The 21,503-nt window shown below is 37.3% G+C and carries 23 protein-coding genes; 10 read left to right on the top strand and 13 right to left on the bottom strand.

The features are described from left to right. Positions 1-168 precede the first annotated feature (168 nt). The 3 genes from FJR38_RS11810 to rfbC are packed head-to-tail and all read right to left on the bottom strand — an operon-like array spanning position 169 to position 2,667. Positions 169-1,245, bottom strand: a complete 1,077-nt coding sequence (locus FJR38_RS11810; RefSeq protein ID WP_168494036.1) for a glucose-1-phosphate thymidylyltransferase — start codon at positions 1,243-1,245, stop codon at positions 169-171. After that, positions 1,242-2,129, bottom strand: a complete 888-nt coding sequence (rfbD, locus tag FJR38_RS11805; protein ID WP_168494038.1) for a dTDP-4-dehydrorhamnose reductase — start codon at positions 2,127-2,129, stop codon at positions 1,242-1,244. Before rfbD ends, FJR38_RS11810 begins: the two co-directional genes overlap by 4 nt. Beyond that, positions 2,122-2,667, bottom strand: coding sequence for a dTDP-4-dehydrorhamnose 3,5-epimerase (gene rfbC, locus FJR38_RS11800; protein WP_168537172.1), 546 nt, complete (start codon positions 2,665-2,667; stop codon positions 2,122-2,124). The genes rfbD and rfbC overlap by 8 nt, the downstream gene beginning before the upstream one ends. A gap of 142 nt (positions 2,668-2,809) precedes the next feature. Between rfbC and FJR38_RS11795 the strand changes: the two genes are divergently transcribed. Beyond that, entirely contained in the window at positions 2,810-3,637 is an 828-nt protein-coding gene (locus FJR38_RS11795; protein ID WP_168537170.1) for an Rpn family recombination-promoting nuclease/putative transposase, read from the top strand. 46 nt (positions 3,638-3,683) lie between these two features. Here the strand turns inward: FJR38_RS11795 and FJR38_RS11790 are convergent, their stop codons facing one another. Beyond that, positions 3,684-4,751, bottom strand: coding sequence for a glycosyltransferase family 1 protein (locus FJR38_RS11790; RefSeq protein ID WP_168537168.1), 1,068 nt, complete (start codon positions 4,749-4,751; stop codon positions 3,684-3,686). Positions 4,752-4,855: 104 nt separating this feature from the next. On the opposite strand from FJR38_RS11790, the gene FJR38_RS29005 reads away from it, so the two are divergent. The 4 genes from FJR38_RS29005 (at position 4,856) to FJR38_RS11770 (ending at position 6,796) form a co-directional block, all read left to right on the top strand. After that, on the top strand, positions 4,856-4,984 hold the full coding sequence (locus FJR38_RS29005; RefSeq protein ID WP_256366792.1) for a hypothetical protein: 129 nt from the start codon (positions 4,856-4,858) through the stop codon (positions 4,982-4,984). Positions 4,985-5,423: 439 nt separating this feature from the next. Further along, complete coding sequence (locus FJR38_RS11780) at positions 5,424-5,900, top strand: hypothetical protein (protein ID WP_168494046.1); 477 nt, start codon at positions 5,424-5,426, stop codon at positions 5,898-5,900. 143 nt (positions 5,901-6,043) lie between these two features. Then, complete coding sequence (gene rpsO / locus FJR38_RS11775) at positions 6,044-6,313, top strand: 30S ribosomal protein S15 (protein ID WP_168494048.1); 270 nt, start codon at positions 6,044-6,046, stop codon at positions 6,311-6,313. A 12-nt stretch (positions 6,314-6,325) separates the two neighbouring features. Continuing rightward, positions 6,326-6,796 (top strand): PAM68 family protein, encoded by a 471-nt coding sequence (locus FJR38_RS11770; RefSeq protein ID WP_168494050.1) that lies wholly within the window; start codon positions 6,326-6,328, stop codon positions 6,794-6,796. Between the two features lie 239 nt (positions 6,797-7,035). On the opposite strand, the gene FJR38_RS11765 is transcribed toward FJR38_RS11770, so the two are convergent. The 5 genes from FJR38_RS11765 to FJR38_RS11745 form a co-directional block, all read right to left on the bottom strand. Beyond that, complete coding sequence (locus FJR38_RS11765; protein WP_168537166.1) at positions 7,036-7,422, bottom strand: type II toxin-antitoxin system HigA family antitoxin; 387 nt, start codon at positions 7,420-7,422, stop codon at positions 7,036-7,038. Beyond that, entirely contained in the window at positions 7,401-8,795 is a 1,395-nt protein-coding gene (locus tag FJR38_RS11760) for a hypothetical protein (RefSeq protein ID WP_168537164.1), read from the bottom strand. The genes FJR38_RS11765 and FJR38_RS11760 overlap by 22 nt, the downstream gene beginning before the upstream one ends. Continuing rightward, the gene (locus FJR38_RS11755; RefSeq protein WP_168537162.1) at positions 8,792-9,169 is read right to left on the bottom strand and encodes a hypothetical protein; all 378 of its coding nucleotides are present in this window, start codon (positions 9,167-9,169) and stop codon (positions 8,792-8,794) included. The genes FJR38_RS11760 and FJR38_RS11755 overlap by 4 nt, the downstream gene beginning before the upstream one ends. A gap of 3 nt (positions 9,170-9,172) precedes the next feature. After that, entirely contained in the window at positions 9,173-11,119 is a 1,947-nt protein-coding gene (locus FJR38_RS11750; RefSeq protein WP_168537160.1) for a CHAT domain-containing protein, read from the bottom strand. Positions 11,120-11,232: 113 nt separating this feature from the next. Next, positions 11,233-11,682, bottom strand: a complete 450-nt coding sequence (locus tag FJR38_RS11745; RefSeq protein WP_168537158.1) for a DUF29 domain-containing protein — start codon at positions 11,680-11,682, stop codon at positions 11,233-11,235. A 286-nt stretch (positions 11,683-11,968) separates the two neighbouring features. Between FJR38_RS11745 and FJR38_RS11740 the strand changes: the two genes are divergently transcribed. From FJR38_RS11740 to aroF, 4 genes are all read left to right on the top strand, one after another. Then, entirely contained in the window at positions 11,969-12,184 is a 216-nt protein-coding gene (locus tag FJR38_RS11740) for a DUF433 domain-containing protein (RefSeq protein WP_168537156.1), read from the top strand. Between the two features lie 85 nt (positions 12,185-12,269). Continuing rightward, positions 12,270-12,530, top strand: coding sequence for a hypothetical protein (locus FJR38_RS11735; protein WP_168536470.1), 261 nt, complete (start codon positions 12,270-12,272; stop codon positions 12,528-12,530). An 84-nt stretch (positions 12,531-12,614) separates the two neighbouring features. Continuing rightward, entirely contained in the window at positions 12,615-13,586 is a 972-nt protein-coding gene (locus FJR38_RS11730; protein ID WP_168537154.1) for a hypothetical protein, read from the top strand. A 229-nt stretch (positions 13,587-13,815) separates the two neighbouring features. Continuing rightward, positions 13,816-14,856 carry a 3-deoxy-7-phosphoheptulonate synthase gene (gene aroF, locus FJR38_RS11725; RefSeq protein ID WP_168537152.1) on the top strand — a complete coding sequence of 347 codons (1,041 nt, stop codon included), beginning with the start codon at positions 13,816-13,818 and terminating at the stop codon, positions 14,854-14,856. Positions 14,857-15,099: 243 nt separating this feature from the next. Here the strand turns inward: aroF and FJR38_RS11720 are convergent, their stop codons facing one another. The 3 genes from FJR38_RS11720 to FJR38_RS11710 form a co-directional block, all read right to left on the bottom strand. After that, a complete protein-coding gene (locus FJR38_RS11720; protein ID WP_168537150.1) occupies positions 15,100-15,966 on the bottom strand; it encodes a DUF1190 domain-containing protein in 867 nt (288 codons plus the stop codon). Positions 15,967-16,015: 49 nt separating this feature from the next. After that, a complete protein-coding gene (locus FJR38_RS11715) occupies positions 16,016-16,606 on the bottom strand; it encodes a DUF1517 domain-containing protein (RefSeq protein WP_168537148.1) in 591 nt (196 codons plus the stop codon). Positions 16,607-16,784: 178 nt separating this feature from the next. After that, positions 16,785-18,338 carry a pentapeptide repeat-containing protein gene (locus FJR38_RS11710; RefSeq protein WP_168537146.1) on the bottom strand — a complete coding sequence of 518 codons (1,554 nt, stop codon included), beginning with the start codon at positions 18,336-18,338 and terminating at the stop codon, positions 16,785-16,787. Between the two features lie 85 nt (positions 18,339-18,423). Between FJR38_RS11710 and FJR38_RS11705 the strand changes: the two genes are divergently transcribed. After that, positions 18,424-19,263 (top strand): prephenate/arogenate dehydrogenase, encoded by an 840-nt coding sequence (locus tag FJR38_RS11705; protein WP_168537144.1) that lies wholly within the window; start codon positions 18,424-18,426, stop codon positions 19,261-19,263. A gap of 328 nt (positions 19,264-19,591) precedes the next feature. Here the strand turns inward: FJR38_RS11705 and FJR38_RS11700 are convergent, their stop codons facing one another. Further along, the gene (locus tag FJR38_RS11700) at positions 19,592-21,202 is read right to left on the bottom strand and encodes a GspE/PulE family protein (RefSeq protein ID WP_168537142.1); all 1,611 of its coding nucleotides are present in this window, start codon (positions 21,200-21,202) and stop codon (positions 19,592-19,594) included. Positions 21,203-21,503 lie beyond the last annotated feature (301 nt).

Here is a 21,503-nt window from a genome sequence, read left to right as displayed (position 1 = left end):
TATCCGGGTTTTACTTACTCAGTTTGCGACCCCTCATTTTAACCCAATCTCTGTCCAATTGACCAATGACTATTGATAACTGGAAAATGGGGAATAGACCACTTAATTCTTTTACTAATTTTGCTGAATATGTGATATGATTGTTGCTATTTATCAAAATAAGTAGCTTCACGTTAATTCTATTTGAGAATCATCACCAATTAAAAAGCGTAAGGCTTTAGGACGGCGGGGTGCAATAGTTAATTCTGCACGTTGTCCAATCAGGCTATCAATAATTCGTTGCTGAATGCCGGTAATTTTAGCACCTTCTAAAATAACGCTGTGTTCTAAATCTGTTTCTATCAGTGTTGAATGATCAGCAATGCTACTATAGGGTCCGATAAAACAATTTTCTAAATAACAATTATTACCAATCACTACAGGTCCACGAATTGTACAGTTAATGATTTTCGATTCAGCCCCAATTTGCACTCTGCCAATAATCTGAGTTTTAGTATCAACATCGCCTAAAATTGATTTTGTCAAACAGGTATCAAGAATGAGACGGTTAGCTTCTAATAAATCATCTTTTTTACCTGTATCTAACCACCAACCGTCCAGATTACAAGCGACAACTTGCTGTTGTTGATCTATTAAACATTGGATAGCATCCGTGATTTCTAGTTCACCTCTAGCTGAAGGTTTAATTAGAGAAATCGCATCATGGATCAGGGGTGAAAAGAAATAAACCCCTACCAATGCTAAGTTTGAAGGGGGTATTTTTGGCTTTTCAATTAACTGTAATACTCTGCCTTTTTCATCAACCTTAGCCACACCAAAAGCACTAGGATTTGGCACTTCCCGCAAAAGAATCAAGGCTTCGGGCTGCTGTTGAGTAAATTTATCCAAAAATGATTTTAAATCCCCTTGTTGAATCAGGTTATCTCCCAAATACATAACAAATGGGGAATCTTTTAAAAAAGGACGCGCAACTTGGACTGCATGGGCTAATCCTGCGGGCTGTTCTTGTAAAATATAGGTGATATTTAGACCGAACTTTTCCCCGTTGCCGGTTTTACTTTTGACTTCTGCTCCTGTTTCTGGACTGATAATAATACCAATATCAGTTATCCCCGCAGCAGCCATTTCTTCAATGCCATACCATAAAATTGGTTTATTAGCAACTGGTACAAGTTGTTTCGCACCTGTATAAGTTAATGGACGTAAACGAGTACCTTTTCCACCGGATAAAATAAGTGCTTTCATAGAGATGTTTCTTGTAATTCTTTTAACATTAACCTTAGTCTTTGTCGCCAATGAGGGGGATAAGTTCCCAAGATTTTGGATATTTTCTCACAAGCTAGGACAGAATAGGCAGGACGTTTTGTGGGTGTGGGATATTCGGGAGTGGTAATAGGGATAATGTTTTCAATTGTGAGGGGAAAGCCTAATTTTTCTGCTTCTTCAAAAATAGCGATCGCCAAATCGTACCAACTAGCAACACCACTGTTTGTATAGTGGTAAATACCAGCGATTTCTGATGTTAATTTGGGGATAATTTGGGTAATTGTTAAAGCTATATCTTGGGACCAAGTAGGACTACCAATTTGATCTGCAACTACTCTCACTTCTGGTCTTTCTTTCCCAACTCGTAACATGGTTTTCACGAAGTTGCTTTTTCCATAAGTTCCATAAACCCAAGCTGTCCGGAGGATTATATGTTGAGGACAAGTTTTTTGAATTGCTATTTCTCCCGCTAATTTTGTCTGTCCATATACACTCAATGGATTGGTAATATCGGTTTCTTGATAGGGAAAATGATTATTACCATTAAATACATAATCTGTGGAAATATGAATTAAAAAACTTCCTAATTTTTGACTTTCTTCGGCGATAATTTCCGGGGCGATCGCATTAACTACATGAGCAATTTCTGGTTCACTTTCTGCCTGATCCACTGCGGTATAAGCAGCAGCATTGATAATAATTTCTGGTTGGATTTCTCTGATAATTAAACGGATGATATCAGGTTGTGTTAAATCTATTTGTGGACGGTTAACTGCAATCAGGTTGTAGTGAGAGGAAAGGGTATTTTGTAGTTCTGTACCAACTTGTCCATTACTACCTATTAATAATATGGATTTATTCATAAACTTCGGCATTTTTAAAGGTTTGAGCATTACTATCTTTAGCTGATAAAATTGGGGCTGTTTTGAGAGGCCAATCTATAGCTAAATCTGGATCATTCCAAAGAATTGAGCGATCGCCTCCTGGTGCATAATAATCTGTAGTTTTATAGATAACTTCGGCAACTTCTGAAAGTACGAGAAACCCATGTGCAAAACCTGCTGGTATCCACATTTGGCATTTATTTTCAGCACTGATTTCGTAACCTATCCACTGTCCAAATGTGGGGGAGTTTTTTCTAATATCTACAGCAACATCAAATATTGTCCCAGCAACAGCGCGGACAAGTTTACCTTGAGGTTGAATAATTTGGTAGTGCAATCCTCGCAAAACATTATATTCAGATTTCGAGTGATTATCTTGAACGAAGTTAACCGTGATTCCCAGTTTTTCTGTAAATATTTTTTGGTTATAGGATTCCAAAAAAAAGCCCCGTGAATCTTGGAATACTTGGGGTTCGAGGATGAGTACATCAGGAATGGAGGTAGGGATAATGTTCATTGAATATGCAATTTTCTATAAAAACTAGTTAGACAATAGCACAAAATGTTAATTTTACAACTTGATCTCACAGAAATTTTCCCATACTAGAGGATATCGCCTCTTCCTGTATACTAATCTGTAGTTTTATATATAGCCATTGATGAAAACAGATTCGATTTTCTATCAAATATTTCAAACTTTACCAACTGTCCTATTTGAACTATTAGGAGAATCTCCATCAAATGCCATTGGGTACAAGTTTGATTCAGTGGAAGTTAAAGAGTTAGCATTTCGCTTTGATGGGATATTTTTCCCTCCAGATGATGATAAACTAATCTATTTTGTAGAAGTACAATTTCAGCAACGAGATAATTTTTACTGGGACTTATTTGGAGAAATATTTCTCTACTTGAAGTTATATCGTCCTCAACAGAATTGGTATGCAGTCGCTATATTTCCTAATCGTAGCACTGATACTGCTGAACCAATTCAGTATCAAGAATTATTTCATCCAGGCAGAATCTCACGTATATACTTAGATGAACTGGAAGAAACAAGTGCTGATTCTATTGGTTTGGGAATGTTAGAATTAATAGTAGCGCAACAAGCGCAAACTAGGGAAAAAGCAATCAAACTGAAAGAACAAGCACGGGTATCTTTAACAGAGCCAATAATTCAAGAAAAAGTTCTAGAATTGGTAGATAAGATACTGGTGTACAAGTTTCCTTACTTAAGTAGTCAGGAGTTAGAAGCAATGTTTGGACTAGATGAATTGAAGCAAACACGGTATTTTCAAGATGTTAAGGAAGAGGGGAAATCCGAGGGGAAATTAGAGATTATACCCTTGCTATTACGTTTAGGGTTAAGTGTGGAAGCGATCGCATCTGAGTTAAATTTAGATGTAGAATTAGTGAGGAATGTAGCACAAAAACAGTCAACAATATCCCCTTCTACGGAAATAACTGATATTGATCAACAAGAAGATTAATTCTTGATGATTATTGAATTTGGGGATCTGAAACTGACAAGATCCCTCAAATATATTTTTTCAAAACTTCAACTGTAGCCAGTCCGGTTTTTTCCCAACTAAATTGATTTGCTCTTTTTAGACCTTTTTCTGAAAGTTGTTTTCTTGTTTCTGAATCATTGGCAATCGTTTGCATTGCGGCTGTAATTTCCCCTGTATTATAGGGATTAATTAAAATAGCCGCATCTCCGGCAACTTCTGGAAGTGAGGAAACATTAGAAGTAATAACTGATGTACCACAAGCCATTGCTTCTAAAACTGGTAAACCAAATCCTTCCCAAAGACTGGGAAAAACTAGCGCGATCGCTTGATTAATAATTATTGGTAATTCGTCATAAGATACATAGTTAAGGAATTTAACGAGATGATTAATTCCTAATTCTTGAGTTTGTATTTCTAATAATGGAGAGTAACGTTGATCATAAGGTCCTGCTAACCATAGTTCATAGTCATTTCTGTGAGGTAGTGCAGAAAAAGCGGTAATTAATCTTTGCAGGTTTTTGTAAGGGTCTTGACGACCGATGTATAGGAAGTAATTGCGTTTAGGGAGGTTAAGGAATTGGAATTGTGAGCGATCACCAGCCAGAGGAATTGGTGTTATTTTATTACTAGGAATATGGAAAAAATCAACTAAATCTTTAGCTGTTGCTTGGGAATTACAAATAATATGTTCTGCTTGATTACAAACTTGGGGAACGTAGTAACGATGGTATGGTGTGAGTGGTGAATAGGGTTTAGGAAAGCGTAGAGGTATCATGTCATGATACATGACAATAAAACGACAGTTGGTATATAGGGGTGCTTCGGGAATGGGAGAAAATAAAAGTTGAGATTTGAGGGTTTGATAAATTTTTGGTAGTTGGAATTGTGTCCACAATAAGCGGTTTAAATGTCCTTTAATACCTTGTGCTGATGTTAGATTATTAGGAGTTTGATAGCAATTATTGTTCGGGAAAGATTGTGAAGTTAAAAGTGTTGGATCAAGTTTTTGTAAGTGAGGTAAAAGATTGAGAGCGTAAGTAGTTGTACCTGTGGGTTTTGTGAGGAGAAATGAAAGGTTAATGACTAATTGCATTTTTCATCATTCATTTTGAGAAAATTTAATAGATAATTGCATTTTTAGTGAGTTGGGTTATTAATAAATTGGTGTTACAATCCTTGTAGAGACAGTTGTTTGCGTTGGCTTGTTCACCACCATTAGATTATGGAAGACCAATCAGCCATTGGACAGCCAGAGAACTGACAGAGGAAATTATGAAACAAGGAATTATTGAAAGTATATCAGTTCGCCATGCAGGAAGATTATGAGAAGAAGCAGAACTGAAACCAGATGCCTCGCGCTACTGCTTAACACCCCCTGTAGATGAAGAATTTGATACTAAAGTAAAAGATCAGGACTTACACAACTGGCACATTGGTAGGGTGCGTCAGATATCAATAATCTGTTTATTTGCAGGATTTATGCCACCTGATGCACCCTACAACAGATTTTTGGTGTGACACTTGCGTAAGTCCTAAGCGGCTGATGGTAAACTCAATGGTATTGAATCTGAAATCAAGTGAATCAGGCAGGAAGAGTTAAGTGCCAATCAAATCCAAGATGATCGGCTCGATAAATTAGAGGTGAGAGCAAAGTAATCAATTGGGGATTCAGTATAATTGAACCAATATTTGTTTTTTTCTCTTAGCACTTCGGAATTGCAACAATACTTCTCACAAATTAGATAGGATTAATATATATACAGCTATGGTTCAGTACAGTCTTGCTCAAAGTCCCGAAATTATTATCAATGTTCCTGGGAAAGATTCCGCTAAAGCTCGTGATAAAGCAATGGATCAGCTAATGGAACTGATGGATGCGGGAGAATTACCAACAGAACTAGAAGAAGGATTTAGTCCCCAACAGTTAATTGAAATCAAAGAACCAATTACAGATACTCATAGTCGTGAAGATGAGATTACACAAGCGGTTCAAGTTCTGAGTAATTTAGCTTCTCTGAAGTTAAAGGTGCAAGAATCACGCACCGAAGCCTTAGAAATTCGGAAAGCCATTGACATACTATTTTCCGATAAATCCGTAACTGAGGAAGAGATTACTTATCTCAAAGAAGGTTTTAAGGTTCTCAAAAACTTTGCCCAAGCGAATCTGCGTTACCAGGAAGCAAGATCCAAAGCAGAACAAGCTAGACAAGTTTTAGATCAGGCTCTTAAATCACCAGAGTAAGGGGTGATTGGTGATTGGTGATTGGTGATTGGTCATTTTCCCCTCTGCCCCTACCACTTCTGACAACTGATCAAGAATTTGCCGGCTGTGATATCATGATAGATTGCTAGGTACATTTAGAAACAATAAAAATTTAATCAATCATGGCTCTGACGCAACAGCGCAAACAAGAACTAATTTCTGGCTTCCAAGTTCATGAAACCGACACTGGTTCGGCCGATGTTCAAGTAGCAATGCTAACTGACCGCATTAACCGCCTCAGTCAACATTTGCAAGCTAATAAAAAAGACCATTCCTCCCGAAGAGGGTTATTGAAGATGATTGGCCAAAGAAAGCGTCTTCTCGCCTATATCCAAGCAGATAGTCGGGAAAAATATCTAGCTTTAATTGGTCGTCTCGGTATTCGCGGTTAGGAACTAATTCTTATGGCTGCTGAAGAATCAGAACGTACTCCCTTACCTTTTGAGCCAAATAAAAAGCGCCAAAAACCTGCTAAGGCTATTAGTCAGCCCGTTATCAAAACCAAAGAACCTGACAAAAAACCGCAACAGCAACGTCGTTATTCTAAACAAGAAATGGCGATTCCTGAAGTAGTTAGCCAGCGGATGATTCGCCGAGTGGCTGGTTTTTGCGGTATCCCCACAGCTTTAGGTATTACTAGTTTGGTAGTCAGCTATCTATTAGTCACCTTTGCTGAGATCCAACTTGCTCCTATCGCCGTTTTATTGGTGAATATGGGATTGTTTGGTTTAGGAGTTATCGGAATCACCTATGGTGTTCTTTCTGCTTCTTGGGATGAAGATAGACCAGGAAGTATTCTAGGGTTGGGTGAATTTAGCACCAATTGGGGCAGAATGGCCGAAGTTTGGCGTGATACCCGGAAAAAGAACGTCTAACAACTAGCGTCCAGGTAGTAACTGTATATGGGGTAAATTGGAAAATGATTGTTGAAGTTGAATTTTGATCACTTCAGCTTGAAGTTTAAAAGACTGTATTTTTCTGGTTTATACCCAATATTCAGCAAAAAATACCTGGCGCTATATTTTTATTCATAAGTTTAATCCCTAAGATTTTTGATCCATTGAAATTGTTCAACAATCAGCAAAGTTTATCCCTTGGACTAATAACTTGGATACTAATCCAGAAATACTTTAATGTTTACATGAAAACGTTCTGCTAATTGTTGAAGTTGATTGAGAGTTAATGCTTTTTCTTTGTTTAAAATAGCTTTTATCGTTTCGGATGAACCAATTTCAGGTAAATCTGATAAAGTCAGTTTGTGTTCTTCCATTAAATAAGCTAATACATCACTTCCATGACAATTAGGAAGAGGATAATGTTCTGTTTCATAAGCCTCAATTATCGTTCCTAATGTATCTAATAAATGATAAAGAGGATTTTCTTCATTAGTACCGATTTCATCAATTAAATCATTTAATCTTGCAATTGCTTGTTCATATTTTTCTTCATTACGAATTGTCAGTAAAGGAGAAATAGCAACTATTTGCGTTTTTTGATCCATATACCCAACATAGCTAGAAAAGTACATCCAATGGTAGCAATTATGCTTAAAATTAAAGATGCAAAAAAGGGATTAAGGGGAGTTTGAGGAGAAATAATTGGTATGGGTTGATTGATTTTATCTATGTGTTGAACTATGACACCGGAAAATATAGCACCACCACCAAAACCTATTCCTAATACTTGTACTGTTGTTTCTAACGAGCGATCGCTCTCAGTTTGTTCTGTTTCTACTATACCACGAATTGTATCAACAAATTGCCCAAATAATTCTTGTCCCGGTGTGAGATAGTTAATATCTGTTTGTACTTGTTCCTGCCATTTTTTACAATCTTTATTAATGAAATCTTGCCAAGATTGAGGGCTATTTCCGTTACCGATGGCTGTGATTTTATCTAAGCAGGTAATGTAATTAGTAATATTTGTTGTAATTGTTGTATGATGGGTTTGTAAATCTTGCAAACATCTAGTATAGTCAAGGCTTTTTTGGGGAATTTCTGACAGGAGTTTTTTAAAGTCAGATAATTGGTTTTGGGAGTTATTGACCAAGTTATTAAATTCTTGAATCTGATTATCTAAATAACCATAAATTGCTCTAGCTTCTGAGTAGCGTTGACGTGCTAAATAATAAACATAGTGGATTTTATGATAACTGCAAAGTAGCTCTAACAAACAATCATAATAATTTTCAGAAAATTGAGTTATGGAAGATTGACCATTATTTATCTCTATGAAAATTTGACATTGTTTAGCAGGATTTTTTGGTTCGTCGGAGTCATTTACTTGATATTCAAATATCGCATTTCCAAAAAATTCTCCTTCACTTTTTCTCACAGCGTTTAAATTGGTCCCTGCAACTAAAGCAATGCTAAATTTTTCAGCTATTGCATTACAATCTACATTGGGATCTACTTCTCCGTAAATCCATAAAGTTTGTCCTAGAGATGATCGAATATTAGATGGTAACAGGGAACTTGGTTTGAAATATTGTAGTTGCGGTAAATCAATTGAGATATTTACTGATTCTGGAGTCAGGGTAAAATCAGCAGCGTAGGTGTCATTTATTAAAAAAGGCTGAATATTAGCATTAATTTTAAAACCCTCTGTGGTGGGAAGACTCCCTAAATCTAAATTTTCAACATCACTTAACCATTGAGTTTGTCTTCCTTCTTCTCGTTTGGGTTCATATTTACCATTGTTATAGCAGATCAATTTTGAACGTAAATCTTTTAACCCCATAAACGGAAGTGAAGTTTCACCTAGTTTTATAAGATTTTCCCACAACAAATTAGCATCTGCGTTAACTTCACCAGGGAGTTCTGTCAGCGTGTGGTGGAGATGAAAAGCATAAAGACTAAGGCTGAACTTTTTCACAGTTTTAGATTGGGTTTTTGAGTATTAGATAGGGGTGAATTCTTTTTAATTGTATTTTCTAAAAGTTCTTTGGCAAATTCACTTGGTTTATTAGGTGATGCAGAAGATTTACTACCATCTCTGCCGATGGTTATATCTTCTTTGTCAGAAGCAGAAATCAGTAATTTTAGTTGTTGGGAATAAGCTTGTAAAAGTTGATCATGGGATTCTATATTCAACCAATTTTCAATTATTTCGCAAATTTCTTCATTATCATCTGCTGGTAACTTACTCTTTATTTGCTCTAATTCAGTCCAATGTTCAATAGTTAGCAAATGAGGTTGAGACTCAATTACTTGGACAAAAGCCTGGATACTGGCTTGATAAACTGACATTTTTTAAACTCCTTTACCTGTAGCACAAAAAGCAGACCAATAATAAGGTGATGCAAATGGTTTCACTTCTTCACCCTTATCTGTAGCAATTTTAGCAAACTCTTTGTCTAATTTTATCTTCTGACCTAAACTTAGAGAGAAATTACTCAACCAATCTCTAAATTCTTTAACTGTTGTATCTCTTAGCCAACGTTGTGCGGTGTTTAAGGCTAATACAATATTATCCTGTTCCTCTAATTCTTGGTAAAATTTAATCATTAGTAAAGCCGTTGGGGTTGATCTGACAAACCAGAGGCTACTAACTACATTGTTACTACCAGCTAAAAAGAACCCACTAGGTAAACCAATATATTCATCACTACTATTAATGGTATCTATTAAGCCAGTTTCACAAGCAGAAAGGGTGACTAAACGACAATTTTCTAGTCTCAAGTGATTTATAATATCTGCTAAATTTAAACTTTCATCAGCTAATTGTAATCCTGATTCCAACGGAGAATTAAACTCAAATTTACCGTGACAGAAGAAGAGTACAGAGTTAGCTTTGAGTAAATTTGGATTTGTTCTCACCTGTTTGCCGTTTTCATTAATGGAGAAAATTGTTGACTTTTTGGCTTTATCTTCTTTGAAGATACAAGCAGATTTAAATTGTTTTTTTATCGTTGTAACTGCTCCTAAATCTTTTTCATATGAATCTGGTGTGGGAGTTTGAATAGCAAAGAGAGATTGAAAATCATCGCGTTGACGATTGTGGAGTTGTTGTAGTAATTGGCAACTGGGAACATAGCCGACACCTTTGGGGAATAAGTCAAGTAAGTATGATTCTTTGATTATTAAACTATGAATAGGAAATAGGTGTAGATAACGATGGGGAATTAAAGTTAATTTTTGGCAATGGGAAGGAACTAGAGAAACAATTTGCTCAATGTGGAGTATTTGTCCTAATTGGATCAGTTGATTATTTAGTTCATCTTTCCATTGGTCTTTATGTTGGTCATAAAGTTGAACATAGTTAAGAATCCAAGCCTTTAATTTTTTTAAGTCTTCAGAGTTAGATTGCCAAATTAGTGGTTTGTCGTTGTTACGGGTGATGATGAAAGCACCGAAGCAATCGTTGAAAATATAAAATTGGATAATTGCTGTTTCGTTATCTAACAGATTTTGAATTTCTGGATATTGGATTGGTGTAAATTTTCTATTAGCCGAAATTAGTTCTACTAAGTTACGGGTTTTACTGCGTTCAATATATTCTATAGCCTTCGTTTCTTTGCCTAATACTAGACAAACTTCAACCATCCTTCTAAAAAGTAGATTCCATTTTTCTGCGAATTTGCGTTTGCTTTCTTCTCCAGAAGTAATGTCACTTCGTAAATTTTCGACTGTTTCAATAGCAGAGGCAAAGGTTGATTTAGCGAGGGTAAATTGCTTTGAATTTTGATACAATATCCCTAGATTTGTCAAAGCTTCAGCATAGTTTTCATGAAGATGAGCGCAGGTGTAAATTTGAAGTGCAGCAGAGAAAGCATCGAGTGCGTTTTTAAAATTTTCAGATGGATCACCCTTGATTCTGTCACTGTAAGCAGTCCCCAGATTATTGTATGTGCTTGCCAAATTTCGTGTGGTTACCCAATCTTGAGGGAAATCAGCGCGTGTAAAAATAGTTAAAGCTATTTCATAACCAGTTATGGCAATTTCAATATTGTTGCTTTTGTCACCAGATGGGAATTGCTGAATTAGATTACTTAAAGTACCAATAATTGCAGCGAGAGATTCTGCTTCTTCTGGTTGTACTTCCGCTAGAGTATTTTTTGCCCAACAACGCAACATTGCGGCAAAATTATCATCAAGTTTATCTGCATTCCTTTCCAGTAATTGGTAAACTTCTCCATTTGGGCAACTTAGCAGTTGTTGAATTAGCTGTTGATAGACCTGTAGGTGCTGTTCATCCATAAATTTGGGCTGGATTAGGGTAGCATTTAGATGATGCTTCAATAGTATTTTCCCATATTTCGGACAATATTATCCTGAAAATCCTCAAATCCTGGACATCCTGATTCTGACAATTATTCCCAAAAATCAACATTTAACATTGCTTCAATATCACAACTAAACGGCCACTTATCAGGAAACTCACACTGTGGATAACCATTGCGGACAATTTTTAGAGCATCTGCATAAGCTTCATCAAACACTTGGCTAAAATAAGGCTTGAGACTAGGTGAATTTTTGAGTAACTTTCTGATTCCAATTCTTTGTTTAATGATTGATTCTACCCACTCACGATAACAATCAGTCATGTTCACATAATTCCGCTTGAGAATATGTTCTAAAAGTTCTGCTAACCGATTTTCAAGTTCACGTTTATCTGAGCGCCCCAAGTCCTCTATCTCCTCTATCAAATTATCAATATCTAGTCCTTCTATATCTCTATTCCGTAATTTGTGGACAATATCTTCAATCCAGAGTAAATAGTCTTGCTCATACAAAGATACTGCAATTGGTGTCCGTGTCATTGCTGTAAATCCTGTAAATGTCCTAATTTTATTTTAAGTGAAATCATTTGTAATCTTAGACAATCAACCTGTAAACTAGCAAAGCCAACACAATTTAAGCTGTTTTAACATTTTGCTTATTCAAAGCATATTCGCTGAATATAGCATATAGTGATCAATCACATCCTGAAAATCCTCAAATCCTGGATATTATCTCGACTTCGCTCGATAACCACCTGATTCAGACAATTGCCAGTTTATAATTAATGCAAGTGTAACTTTTCCATTTACCAAAGAGGAATAAGCGATGAAAGGATGGGAAATTTTAGATGCAATAGAAAGACAACCTGATAAAGTAAGTGGTGCATGGGTATTTCGAGGAACAAGAGTTCCCGTGGCTGCATTATTTGAAAATTTGCGCGATGGTGCAACAGTAGATGAATTTTTGGAATGGTTTCCACCTGTGCAAAGATCACAAGTTGAAGCTGTACTTAATTATGAGTTTGAAAAATTAGCTGCTTAGATATATATTGTCTGAATCAGGCGGTTATCGAGCGAAGTCGAGATAATGTCCAGGATTAAAGGATTTACAGGATAAAAACAGGAATTTGACCCCCAATGCTTATGAAGAAGGATGGTCTAATTTATCAAATGGAGATTTATTAAAAGCTGCTGAGAATAAAGGATATCAAATACTTGTTACAACGGATCAGAATTTGCGTTATCAACAGAATTTGAGCGATCGCCAAATTACAATTATTGTTTTACTGTCAACTTCATGTCCAAAAATTAGGACACAAGTTGGTAAAATTTGTTCTATTATCAATACAACTGAATTTGGTGATTATCAAGAAATTTCTATCATATAGTGTAATTTACTATTTAACAATCACATCCTGTAAATCCTCAAATCCTGGATATCCTGATTCAGACGATTAAAATCCTCAAAAAATATGACAGAAACAACCGCTAATTATGATCAAACATGGAAAGAAGCAATAGGAGAATATTTTGAATTATTCATCCAATTCTTTTATCCCAAAATACACGAAAAAATTGATTGGAGTCAAACACCAATATCCTTAGATAAAGAACTAGAACAAATTACCGCATTTAGTCAAACAAAAAAACGTTATGCGGATAAATTGTTTCAAGTTTGGTTATTAAACAATGAAATCATTTGGATTTTGATACACATAGAAGTACAAAGTCAATATGATAAAGAATTTACCCAAAGAATGTACATCTATAACTATCGTTCCTTTGATTTATTTCATAAACCAGTCATCAGTTTAGCCATATTAGGAGATGAAGATAAAAAATGGCGACCAAATAGTTATGAATATGGATTAGGTGATAGTTTAGTAAAAATGCAATTTAGTATTGTGAAGCTATTAGACTATGAATGGTCAGACCTAACCACAAGTAACAATTTGTTTGCTATAATAGTTATGGCACATCTAAAAACCAAAGCCACAACTAGAGATTTAACCCAAAGAGAACAATGGAAATGGAACATAGTCAGACCATTATATCAAAAAGGCTTAACTAGATTTGACATTATTAATTTAGTCAAGTTCATTGATAAAATGATGACTTTACCACCACCATTACAAACAGAGTTCAACGATAAACTAGAACAACATGAAAAGGAGTTAAATATGCCTTTCCTAAGCACTATTGAAGAAATGGCAGAAGAAAGAGGTGAAGCAAAAGGTAAACAATTAGGTGCTAAAGAAAACTGCCAAAACAATATTCTCAAAATTCTCGCAAATAGATTTGATTCTGTTCCAGAATTGATGAGTGATTCCATCACAAAAATTGAGGATATGACTATTCTAGAAAATCTCCTGTTATCGAGTATTAGTGTTAATTCTTTGGAGGAATTGCAAAAGCTAATTGATGCAGAATTACAGCAAAATTAATGATATTTAATCCCTGATTTCTTCTATCATGAGGAAATCGGGGGGTTCATCAAAATCCTTATCCTGTAAATCCTTAAATCCTGGATATCCTGATTCTGACAATTACATCCTGTCAATCATCACCACAAATCTTTTCGTTACATATTACTCTTTGAGAAGCTGCTCCGCGTCTACGGTTTTTTTCCGTTCACCTAGTTAATAAAAAATTTACTTAAAAAGGAACTTGTAAATGATTATCGTCATGAAGATTGGTTCTCCACAGGAAGAGATAAACCGGATTACTACAGAACTATCTAGCTGGGGATTAACACCAGAAAAAATCATTGGCCAACATAAAGTAGTCATTGCTTTAGTGGGTGAAACAGCGGATTTAGATCCCCCACGCATTCAAGAATTAAGTCAATGGATTGAGCAAGTATTACGAGTAGAAGTACCCTACAAACGAGCTAGTCGCCAGTTCCGTCATGGAGAAGCTTCTGAGGTGGTAGTGAATACTCCTGAAGGGGATGTGGTGTTTGGTGAACATCATCCTTTGGTGGTTGTGGCTGGACCTTGTTCCGTGGAAAATGAAGAGATGATTGTAGAGACGGCGCTGCGGGTAAAAGCGGCGGGAGCTAAGTTTTTACGGGGTGGTGCATATAAACCCCGCACGTCACCTTATGCTTTTCAAGGTCATGGGGAAAGTGCTTTGGAATTGTTAGCTACAGCCCGGAAAGTGAGCGGACTGGGAATTATTACAGAAGTAATGGATACGGAAGACTTGGAGAAAATTGGCGAAGTTGCGGATGTGATTCAGGTGGGGGCGAGAAATATGCAGAATTTCTCCATGCTGAAAAAAGTTGGAGCGCAACCTAAGCCGGTGCTGTTAAAACGGGGTATGGCTGCAACTATTGAAGATTGGTTAATGGCGGCTGAATATATTTTAGCGGCGGGTAATCCCAATGTGATTTTGTGTGAACGGGGAATTAGAACTTTTGACCGTCAATATACCCGGAATACTCTCGATTTATCAGTTGTGCCGGTGTTGCGGAAATTGACGCATTTACCAATGATGATTGATCCTAGTCATGGTGTGGGTTGGTCTGAATTTGTCCCTTCAATGGCTATGGCAGCGATCGCAGCGGGTACAGATTCGCTGATGATTGAAGTTCATCCCCACCCAGCTAAAGCTCTATCTGATGGACCCCAATCTTTAACTCCAGACCGTTTTGATCAATTAATGTCAGAGTTAGCGGTGATTGGTAAAGCCGTTGGACGTTGGCCACTATGAAGTGAGTCGCTTGGATTGATCTAAAACTTAATATTTGCAGGACTTTTTCGGGTTGTACTGTCTTTCACCCCAACCTGCATCTTACTCTAATATATTTTTATTTGAAGATAGTTCTTCCTTATCAACTTTATCATAACAGATTTTTAATCAAACGTCAATAGATTCCCTCTTCTTAAAACGCAAAAACAAAGAAAAAATTTTCCGTTTGTCGAGGAGTCTAGTGGACAAACGGAAATAATTTAACTATCTTCTTCTACTACCGAAACCAGAGGAACGACGACTAGAAGAACGGCCACCACTACCAAAACTATTACCAGAACTGCGGCGGGTAGTGCTAGAGTTACCAGAAGGTTTGAGGGTACTGCTACCAAAACCAGAACCGGAGGCTCTTCCTCTTTGGTTGGTACTTGGTGTAGTGCGGATAGAGTTTCTGGAAGAGGAGTTTTTGATGTTTCCTGTAGTCCGGAAAGTAGTCCGATTTCTCACTGCTGCGGGTGGTTCATTGTAGCGAGAACGGTAATTAGAAACCGCTGAATCATAGCTTGAACCATAGCCACCATAACCAGTCATGATTCCACCAGGCTGATAAACAGGGGGAACATAATATTGAGGTCTAAACAACATACTACCAATAGCTTGACCAGCTAAAGCTCCCGCAAAAGGGGCCCAAAAGCTACTTTGTTGACGAACAATGACGGTTTCCTTTTGTCCAGTTTGGGGATTTTCTCTGGTCTCCGTGACGTTATGGACGTACTCAATTTTAAAGTCTTCAGTCATGTATAAAACTGGCTGACTATTTTCTACTTTCAAGTAAGTTTTCTTACCTGCTTTGATTTCATCATCAGTCAGTCGTGCCATTTGTAGCTTTTCTGTAGCAAAGCTTGGAGGTGTATTGTTGAGTAAAAACAGAGTATACTCACCATTGGCATCGTTATATGTGCCTTGTTGTACTTGATACTGTCCATCACTTAACTTAGTGGGGGTAGCAGTTTGGCTAACGTTTTTAGTTGAAGAAGTAGTTTGGTTTCCTCCTCCACAGGCGACCGTTGTTAAGCACAAACTCAAGGCTAAACAAACAACTGTAAATTTACGTATTATGGTCATAATCATTGTGTTCATGCTTTGTGCGGATACTAACTAATTACAGACTAACGATAAATTACAAGGGGATCAATTCTGGGTAATACTCCAATAGTTGATCATTAGAAAGTTCATCTCCTAATTGGGCGGGTGAGAAATGAACTTGGATGGCGCGGAGTTTATGTTTGTAGTGTAGATTAATTAAAGTTTTTAAAGCTGCTTTCAAGGCTGGGATGTTAGCTAAGTCTGTTTCTAAATCTGGAACTTCCCCTTCAGTAGCGACTGTAATCATGACAACGACGTTACGGGTAACAGGAAGTGATAAGGGCTGGTCGGAGGTGGTAGAACTCAAATTCAGGTCAGATCCATATCTTTGGGCTGAGTCGGTGAATAATTCATTGACATAATCTCCAGCTTCACCTTCGCTCCAAAAGACATCGCCTTCATTAGCAGCCGAGAACCAGTATTCATCATATTGCAGGAAAGTTTGGCATAGTTGTACCAATTCTTCTCCTAAAATTTCCAAATCCCCGTCAGCACTAATTGCTGTTCTGGCGGAGCGATTGAGGACACCTAGTATTGGTGCTACTTCCTCTCCATTTAAATGTAGAAACAAACGACAGACAACATAGCGAGTTTTGCCGATCATCCGATTAAAAGTATCACGCATTGTTTTCCTCCGGTAATTTTTTAAGTAGATTATTTCAAAATTGCTTCTATCTTTAGTAAGTAGGTGGGCGTTAAAAATTGTCGCTGGGGCAAGGGAACAGGAAGAGAGTTTTGGGCGATTTTACTTTTCTTCACATACCTTTAAATTTTTCTGTTCACCTACTTAGGTGGAAAATTGACTACTGACCAATATAGTAAAATCCTTTGATAAAAGCGACAATCATGTTTAATTCGGGAAGGGGAAATATTGATTCATTGGATATATCATTATTGTTGTGCAAATTACTCATAAGTCGCTTGTTACTATTACTATTGTCATAAATTGTCAGATTGTTAGCAGTAGAATTTGTTAAAATGATCTGGGTTGGGGCTTTGAAAAAAGTTAATTTTTGAGCTACTTCTAAATTTTTTTTAGTCTGTTCAATTATTTTAGCTTTTCGCATGGCTTCGGCCAGAAGGATGATTAATTGTCTAACAATTTTAATGGACTTGAGATCCTGCTGACGAATAACCTCAGCACGCATCATATCTGCCATAGCATAAATATTTTTTTTGGTGATTGTGGCATCCTGAAAGGGGAGAATTGCCATAAAAGCGATAGGAAATAAAGCTAGGTCATTTTCTATGCGGAAGGTTAAAATAGTTCTACGGTTGCTGATTTCTAGACTAGGGGGTTGTATTAGTTCTGGATATTCTTGAGCAATTTGATAATAAGTGCCGGCGAGAACAAAGTTAGCCTCGTGGTTTAGGGGTGACTCAACAATAATACGTAGAGTTGGGGGAGTGGCATTAAAGAATTCTTTGGCTTCTTCTGGGGTAAAATTTTGGATGATGGAGCGATCGCCCATAGAGGAAAGATCCACCCATTCGCAAACAATACTCTCTGTTTTCAACCCAAATCGGGGTGTACCATACAGTTTAGCGCCAGTGAGCGTAGCTCCAGATAAATCTGCCCCAGTCCATTCTACTTTAATTAATTTTGCTTGGGTTAAATTAGCGTGAACAAAACTAGTATTAGTTAAATTGGCATTTGTCAAATCTGCCCCTGTTAAGTTAGCACCACTTAATTTAGCTCCACTCAAATCCACCGAACGAAGATTAGCGCCTCGTAAATCTACCCAACGAAGATTAGCGCCTCGTAAATCTGCACCAGTGAGGTTAACTAAACACAAGTTAGCCTGTCTGAGTTCAGTATTGCGTAAATTAGCCCCACTGAGGTCACAAGCGCCCAATTCTGTACCATGGAGATTGGCCATTTCCAAATTAGCTTCTCGGAGGAAACAGCCTCGCAGGTTGGCTTCACTGAGGTTAGCGCGACGGAGATTAACTTGTCGAAGTGTGGCTTCCCGCAAATCAGCACCACTGAGGTTTGCATCTGAGAGATTAGCGCGAGTTAAATCAGCGCGAACTAACTCACCACGAACTAAGGAAGCTTCACAAAGTTGAGCGCGGCTCAAATCTGCCCGCATCAAATTGGCAACATTGAGACTAGCGCGGTTCAGAATAGCGTCTGAGAGATTTGCACCACTGAGGCGAGCCACATTTAGTTGAGCATCACTTAAATTAGCTTTGCTGAAATTTGTACCACTTAAATTAGCTACACTCAAATTAGCGTGACTAAGATTAATACCACTAAGATTAATGCTACTGAAATTTGATTCTGCTAAATTAAGACCACTGAAGTCTAAGACTCCCTGTGCATATTTTGCGATTAATTCTGCTTCTACAGTCATGAATCTACCTTTTTATTGCCAACTTTGAGCGTTGGAGTTGGTAAAGTATCGAGAGAACAAGTACAAATTAATTTTCAAGATTACGATGAAAATTGGTATTTTAGGACTGGGACTCATCGGTGGTTGTTTAGGTTTTGATTTACGTTCGCAAGGACACTATGTTTTAGGTGTAAGTCGTCGTCAATCAACCTGTGAAAAAGCAATTCACCTCGGTAGTGTTGATCAAGCGTCGTTAGACTTGAGCTTGTTAGCATCAGCCGAAGTTGTATTTATTTGCACCCCTATAGGGCTTATAGTGCCTCAAATCAAAGAGTTAATAACTCATTTACCTAAGACCACTATTATTACTGATGTTGGTTCAGTAAAAAAACCTATTGTTGAGGCTATTTCCCCTTTATGGGAGAATTTTATCGGTGGTCATCCGATGGCCGGAAAAACAGATGTGGGCATAGAAGCAGCACAACCGCATTTATTTGTCAATCGGCCTTATGTATTAACACCAATAGAGACAACACCTAGAGATGGTGTAATAATTGTAGAAGAAATTGTGCGATCGCTCGGTTCGATTATCTATCATTGTCAACCAGAACAACATGACCGCGCCGTTGCTTGGATTTCTCATCTACCAGTAATGGTCAGCGCCTCCTTGATAGCAGCTTGTTTAAGTGAAACAGATCCAGAAATCACCAAATTAGCCCAGAATTTTGCTAGTTCAGGGTTTCAGGATACTAGTAGGGTAGGGGGAGGAAATCCAGAATTAGGCGTGATGATGGCGCAATATAATCGCCCAGCACTACTGCATTCATTACAGCAATATCGCCACAGCCTCGACGAATTTATTCATATAATTGAACAAGAAAAATGGGAAATGTTAGAAGAAAAGTTTAAATTCAATCAACAGTCGCGGCCTCATTTTGTAGAATAGATTACCAGTGCGTTATTAATAATGTAACGCACCTGCTCATTTGGATACAAAAATCTAACATAGGAATTCTTAAATTTGTATGATGTAATATCAGCTATATCAAAAATTCACACTGATATGCGTAAATTTTCACAATTAGTTATCAGGGTAATTATTTTACAAGTATTATTAATCACAACCAAATAGGGTTTACTGATAGCGTAGCGTGACCTCATATAGCGTTTCCTAGTCTAATCATTTACAAATTTATCTGCGTTTATCCGCGTTCATCATCTTCTATCTGCGGTTAATTCTTTCTTGCTACACCTCAACAAGTAATCAAACAGAATTAATGACATAAAGCACTATGAGGTAATACTCGAAAAACTTCTTCTATAGTTGTGACTCCAGTGGTCACTTTTTGGGCAGCAGCCATACTAAAAGAAGTAAAATCAATTGTTTTCAAATAGCGATTTAGTTCCGTCATTGTTCCTTGATAAATCAATTCTCGCACCCGATCATCAACATCTAATAATTCAACAATTGCTTCTCTTCCCAAATAGCCAGAATTAAAACATTTAATACAACCTTTACCTTTTAACCAATGTTGAGTTGTTTCTGGTGTGGCTTTTAATCCTAATTTCCGTAAATCATCTGATGTCGGGGTGTAAGGTTCAGCACAGTGAGGACAAACTCGCCGCACCAACCGCTGGGCAACAATCCCTAAGAGGGCATCACTGATTAAACCTGGATCTGGTCCAACATCTTTTAAGCGGGGAATTGTGCCAACAGCATCATTGGTGTGCAAAGTAGTAAATACCAAATGTCCAGTTAAAGCCGCTCTGACGGCGGTTTCTGCGGTTTCGTTGTCTCTAATTTCTCCCACCATAATCACATCAGGATCTTGGCGGAGAATAGCCCTTAAACCCGCCGCAAAGGTCATTCCAGCGGCTTCGTTTACCTGAGTTTGAGTGATCCCAGATAAAACATATTCTACTGGATCTTCTACTGTCACTACATTTACTGATTCTTTGGCAACTGATTGCAAACTAGTATACAGCGTACTTGTTTTGCCTGAGCCTGTCGGACCAGTGAGAATAATCATCCCTTGGGGTTGACTTAACCATCTTTTGTATATCTCCAATGCCGAATCAGAAAAACCAAGTCCACCCATATTGCTAAACGGATTTCGTTGGGGAAGTAAGCGAATTACGACTTTTTCACCACCAATACAGGGGAGGGTACTAACGCGCATATCTAATCCCACATCTGATGATTCTCCCAAAGCATATTTTTGGCCTATGCGTCCATCTTGAGGACGACGGCTTTCACCGATATCTAAATCGGACATAACTTTAGTAGCAACTACTACTCTGCGGCTGATTTCCAGAGGAAATGTAGTAATGTGTCGCAAGACACCATCTATTCGATAACGAACTCTTAAACCTTCTGGCATTGGTTCTAAATGAATATCACTAGCACGATTGCGTAATGCACCACTAAATAGAGTTTTTACCCGTTGAATTTGATCCGATGCTTTGGAAAGATAAAGTTCTGTCAGTTCGGCAATATTTTCTGATTCAAGTTCCTTAGTAAGAGGATTAATTAAAGAATCCCCACTGATTTTATTGAGGTCAAGATTTTGAGTATGATACCAACCACTATAGCTTTTTTCGGTAATAGAAAGAATTTTAATATCTGTAAAAGTGCGATCGCTCAATTTTTGAATTATATCTGCTTCAATGATAATTGGACTACCTAAATAATAGCAATTACGCCATAGTAACAAAGGCACAACAGGAGGTAATTGTTGAGCATGAGAAAATAACCGAAAAAATCGCCCACTGACTTCAGGATCTAATAATTCTAAATTCACCGTACCTCGCTCATCTATTAACAGACTGAGCGCCTGTTGACAATCAAGTTCTCCCTTTTTTAGCTGTTGCCAAGGATATTCCATATTTTTAACTCAACAACTTTACTTATAAGCTTACACTATCATTTTATTACAAAAATCCTCCATAAAAAACCTGATTATTACGTAGATTTAAAATAATTTCTCCTCGTCTAGGAAAAACACACCTTGATCATTTATTATGTGGAGGTAATGAATAAATACAAGATAATTTTCATTAATAATGCGACGGGATTCTATTTTTTATAAATTGTTCAAGCAATTTCCTAGTAACCAATCGCTCAGTAACCAATAGACCTCTTGCAGAAATTAAATATGCTTTATCCACAACCCTTGTAGAGACGTT

The sequence above is a fragment of the Anabaena sp. UHCC 0253 genome, from assembly GCF_009712085.1.
Lineage (GTDB): Bacteria > Cyanobacteriota > Cyanobacteriia > Cyanobacteriales > Nostocaceae > Dolichospermum.
The sequence above is the reverse complement of the archived record's forward strand: the minus strand, read 5'-3'. Positions and strand labels throughout refer to the sequence as shown.

Bases quoted from the DNA above. Each gene is read 5' to 3' on its own strand.
- aroF (WP_168537152.1), top strand. From the start codon at position 13,816: ATGATTATCGTCATGAAGATTGGTTCTCCACAGGAAGAGATAAACCGG.
- rpsO (WP_168494048.1), top strand. From the start codon at position 6,044: ATGGCTCTGACGCAACAGCGCAAACAAGAACTAATTTCTGGCTTCCAA.
- rfbC (WP_168537172.1), bottom strand. From the start codon at position 2,667: ATGAACATTATCCCTACCTCCATTCCTGATGTACTCATCCTCGAACCC.
- FJR38_RS11770 (WP_168494050.1), top strand. From the start codon at position 6,326: ATGGCTGCTGAAGAATCAGAACGTACTCCCTTACCTTTTGAGCCAAAT.
- FJR38_RS11740 (WP_168537156.1), top strand. From the start codon at position 11,969: ATGAAAGGATGGGAAATTTTAGATGCAATAGAAAGACAACCTGATAAA.
- FJR38_RS11710 (WP_168537146.1), bottom strand. From the start codon at position 18,338: ATGACTGTAGAAGCAGAATTAATCGCAAAATATGCACAGGGAGTCTTA.
- FJR38_RS11780 (WP_168494046.1), top strand. From the start codon at position 5,424: ATGGTTCAGTACAGTCTTGCTCAAAGTCCCGAAATTATTATCAATGTT.
- FJR38_RS11795 (WP_168537170.1), top strand. From the start codon at position 2,810: ATGAAAACAGATTCGATTTTCTATCAAATATTTCAAACTTTACCAACT.
- FJR38_RS11790 (WP_168537168.1), bottom strand. From the start codon at position 4,751: ATGCAATTAGTCATTAACCTTTCATTTCTCCTCACAAAACCCACAGGT.
- FJR38_RS11705 (WP_168537144.1), top strand. From the start codon at position 18,424: ATGAAAATTGGTATTTTAGGACTGGGACTCATCGGTGGTTGTTTAGGT.
- rfbD (WP_168494038.1), bottom strand. From the start codon at position 2,129: ATGAATAAATCCATATTATTAATAGGTAGTAATGGACAAGTTGGTACA.
- FJR38_RS11750 (WP_168537160.1), bottom strand. From the start codon at position 11,119: ATGGATGAACAGCACCTACAGGTCTATCAACAGCTAATTCAACAACTG.
- FJR38_RS11755 (WP_168537162.1), bottom strand. From the start codon at position 9,169: ATGTCAGTTTATCAAGCCAGTATCCAGGCTTTTGTCCAAGTAATTGAG.
- FJR38_RS11700 (WP_168537142.1), bottom strand. From the start codon at position 21,202: ATGGAATATCCTTGGCAACAGCTAAAAAAGGGAGAACTTGATTGTCAA.
- FJR38_RS11810 (WP_168494036.1), bottom strand. From the start codon at position 1,245: ATGAAAGCACTTATTTTATCCGGTGGAAAAGGTACTCGTTTACGTCCA.
- FJR38_RS11730 (WP_168537154.1), top strand. From the start codon at position 12,615: ATGACAGAAACAACCGCTAATTATGATCAAACATGGAAAGAAGCAATA.
- FJR38_RS11765 (WP_168537166.1), bottom strand. From the start codon at position 7,422: ATGGATCAAAAAACGCAAATAGTTGCTATTTCTCCTTTACTGACAATT.
- FJR38_RS11715 (WP_168537148.1), bottom strand. From the start codon at position 16,606: ATGCGTGATACTTTTAATCGGATGATCGGCAAAACTCGCTATGTTGTC.
- FJR38_RS11745 (WP_168537158.1), bottom strand. From the start codon at position 11,682: ATGACACGGACACCAATTGCAGTATCTTTGTATGAGCAAGACTATTTA.
- FJR38_RS11720 (WP_168537150.1), bottom strand. From the start codon at position 15,966: ATGATTATGACCATAATACGTAAATTTACAGTTGTTTGTTTAGCCTTG.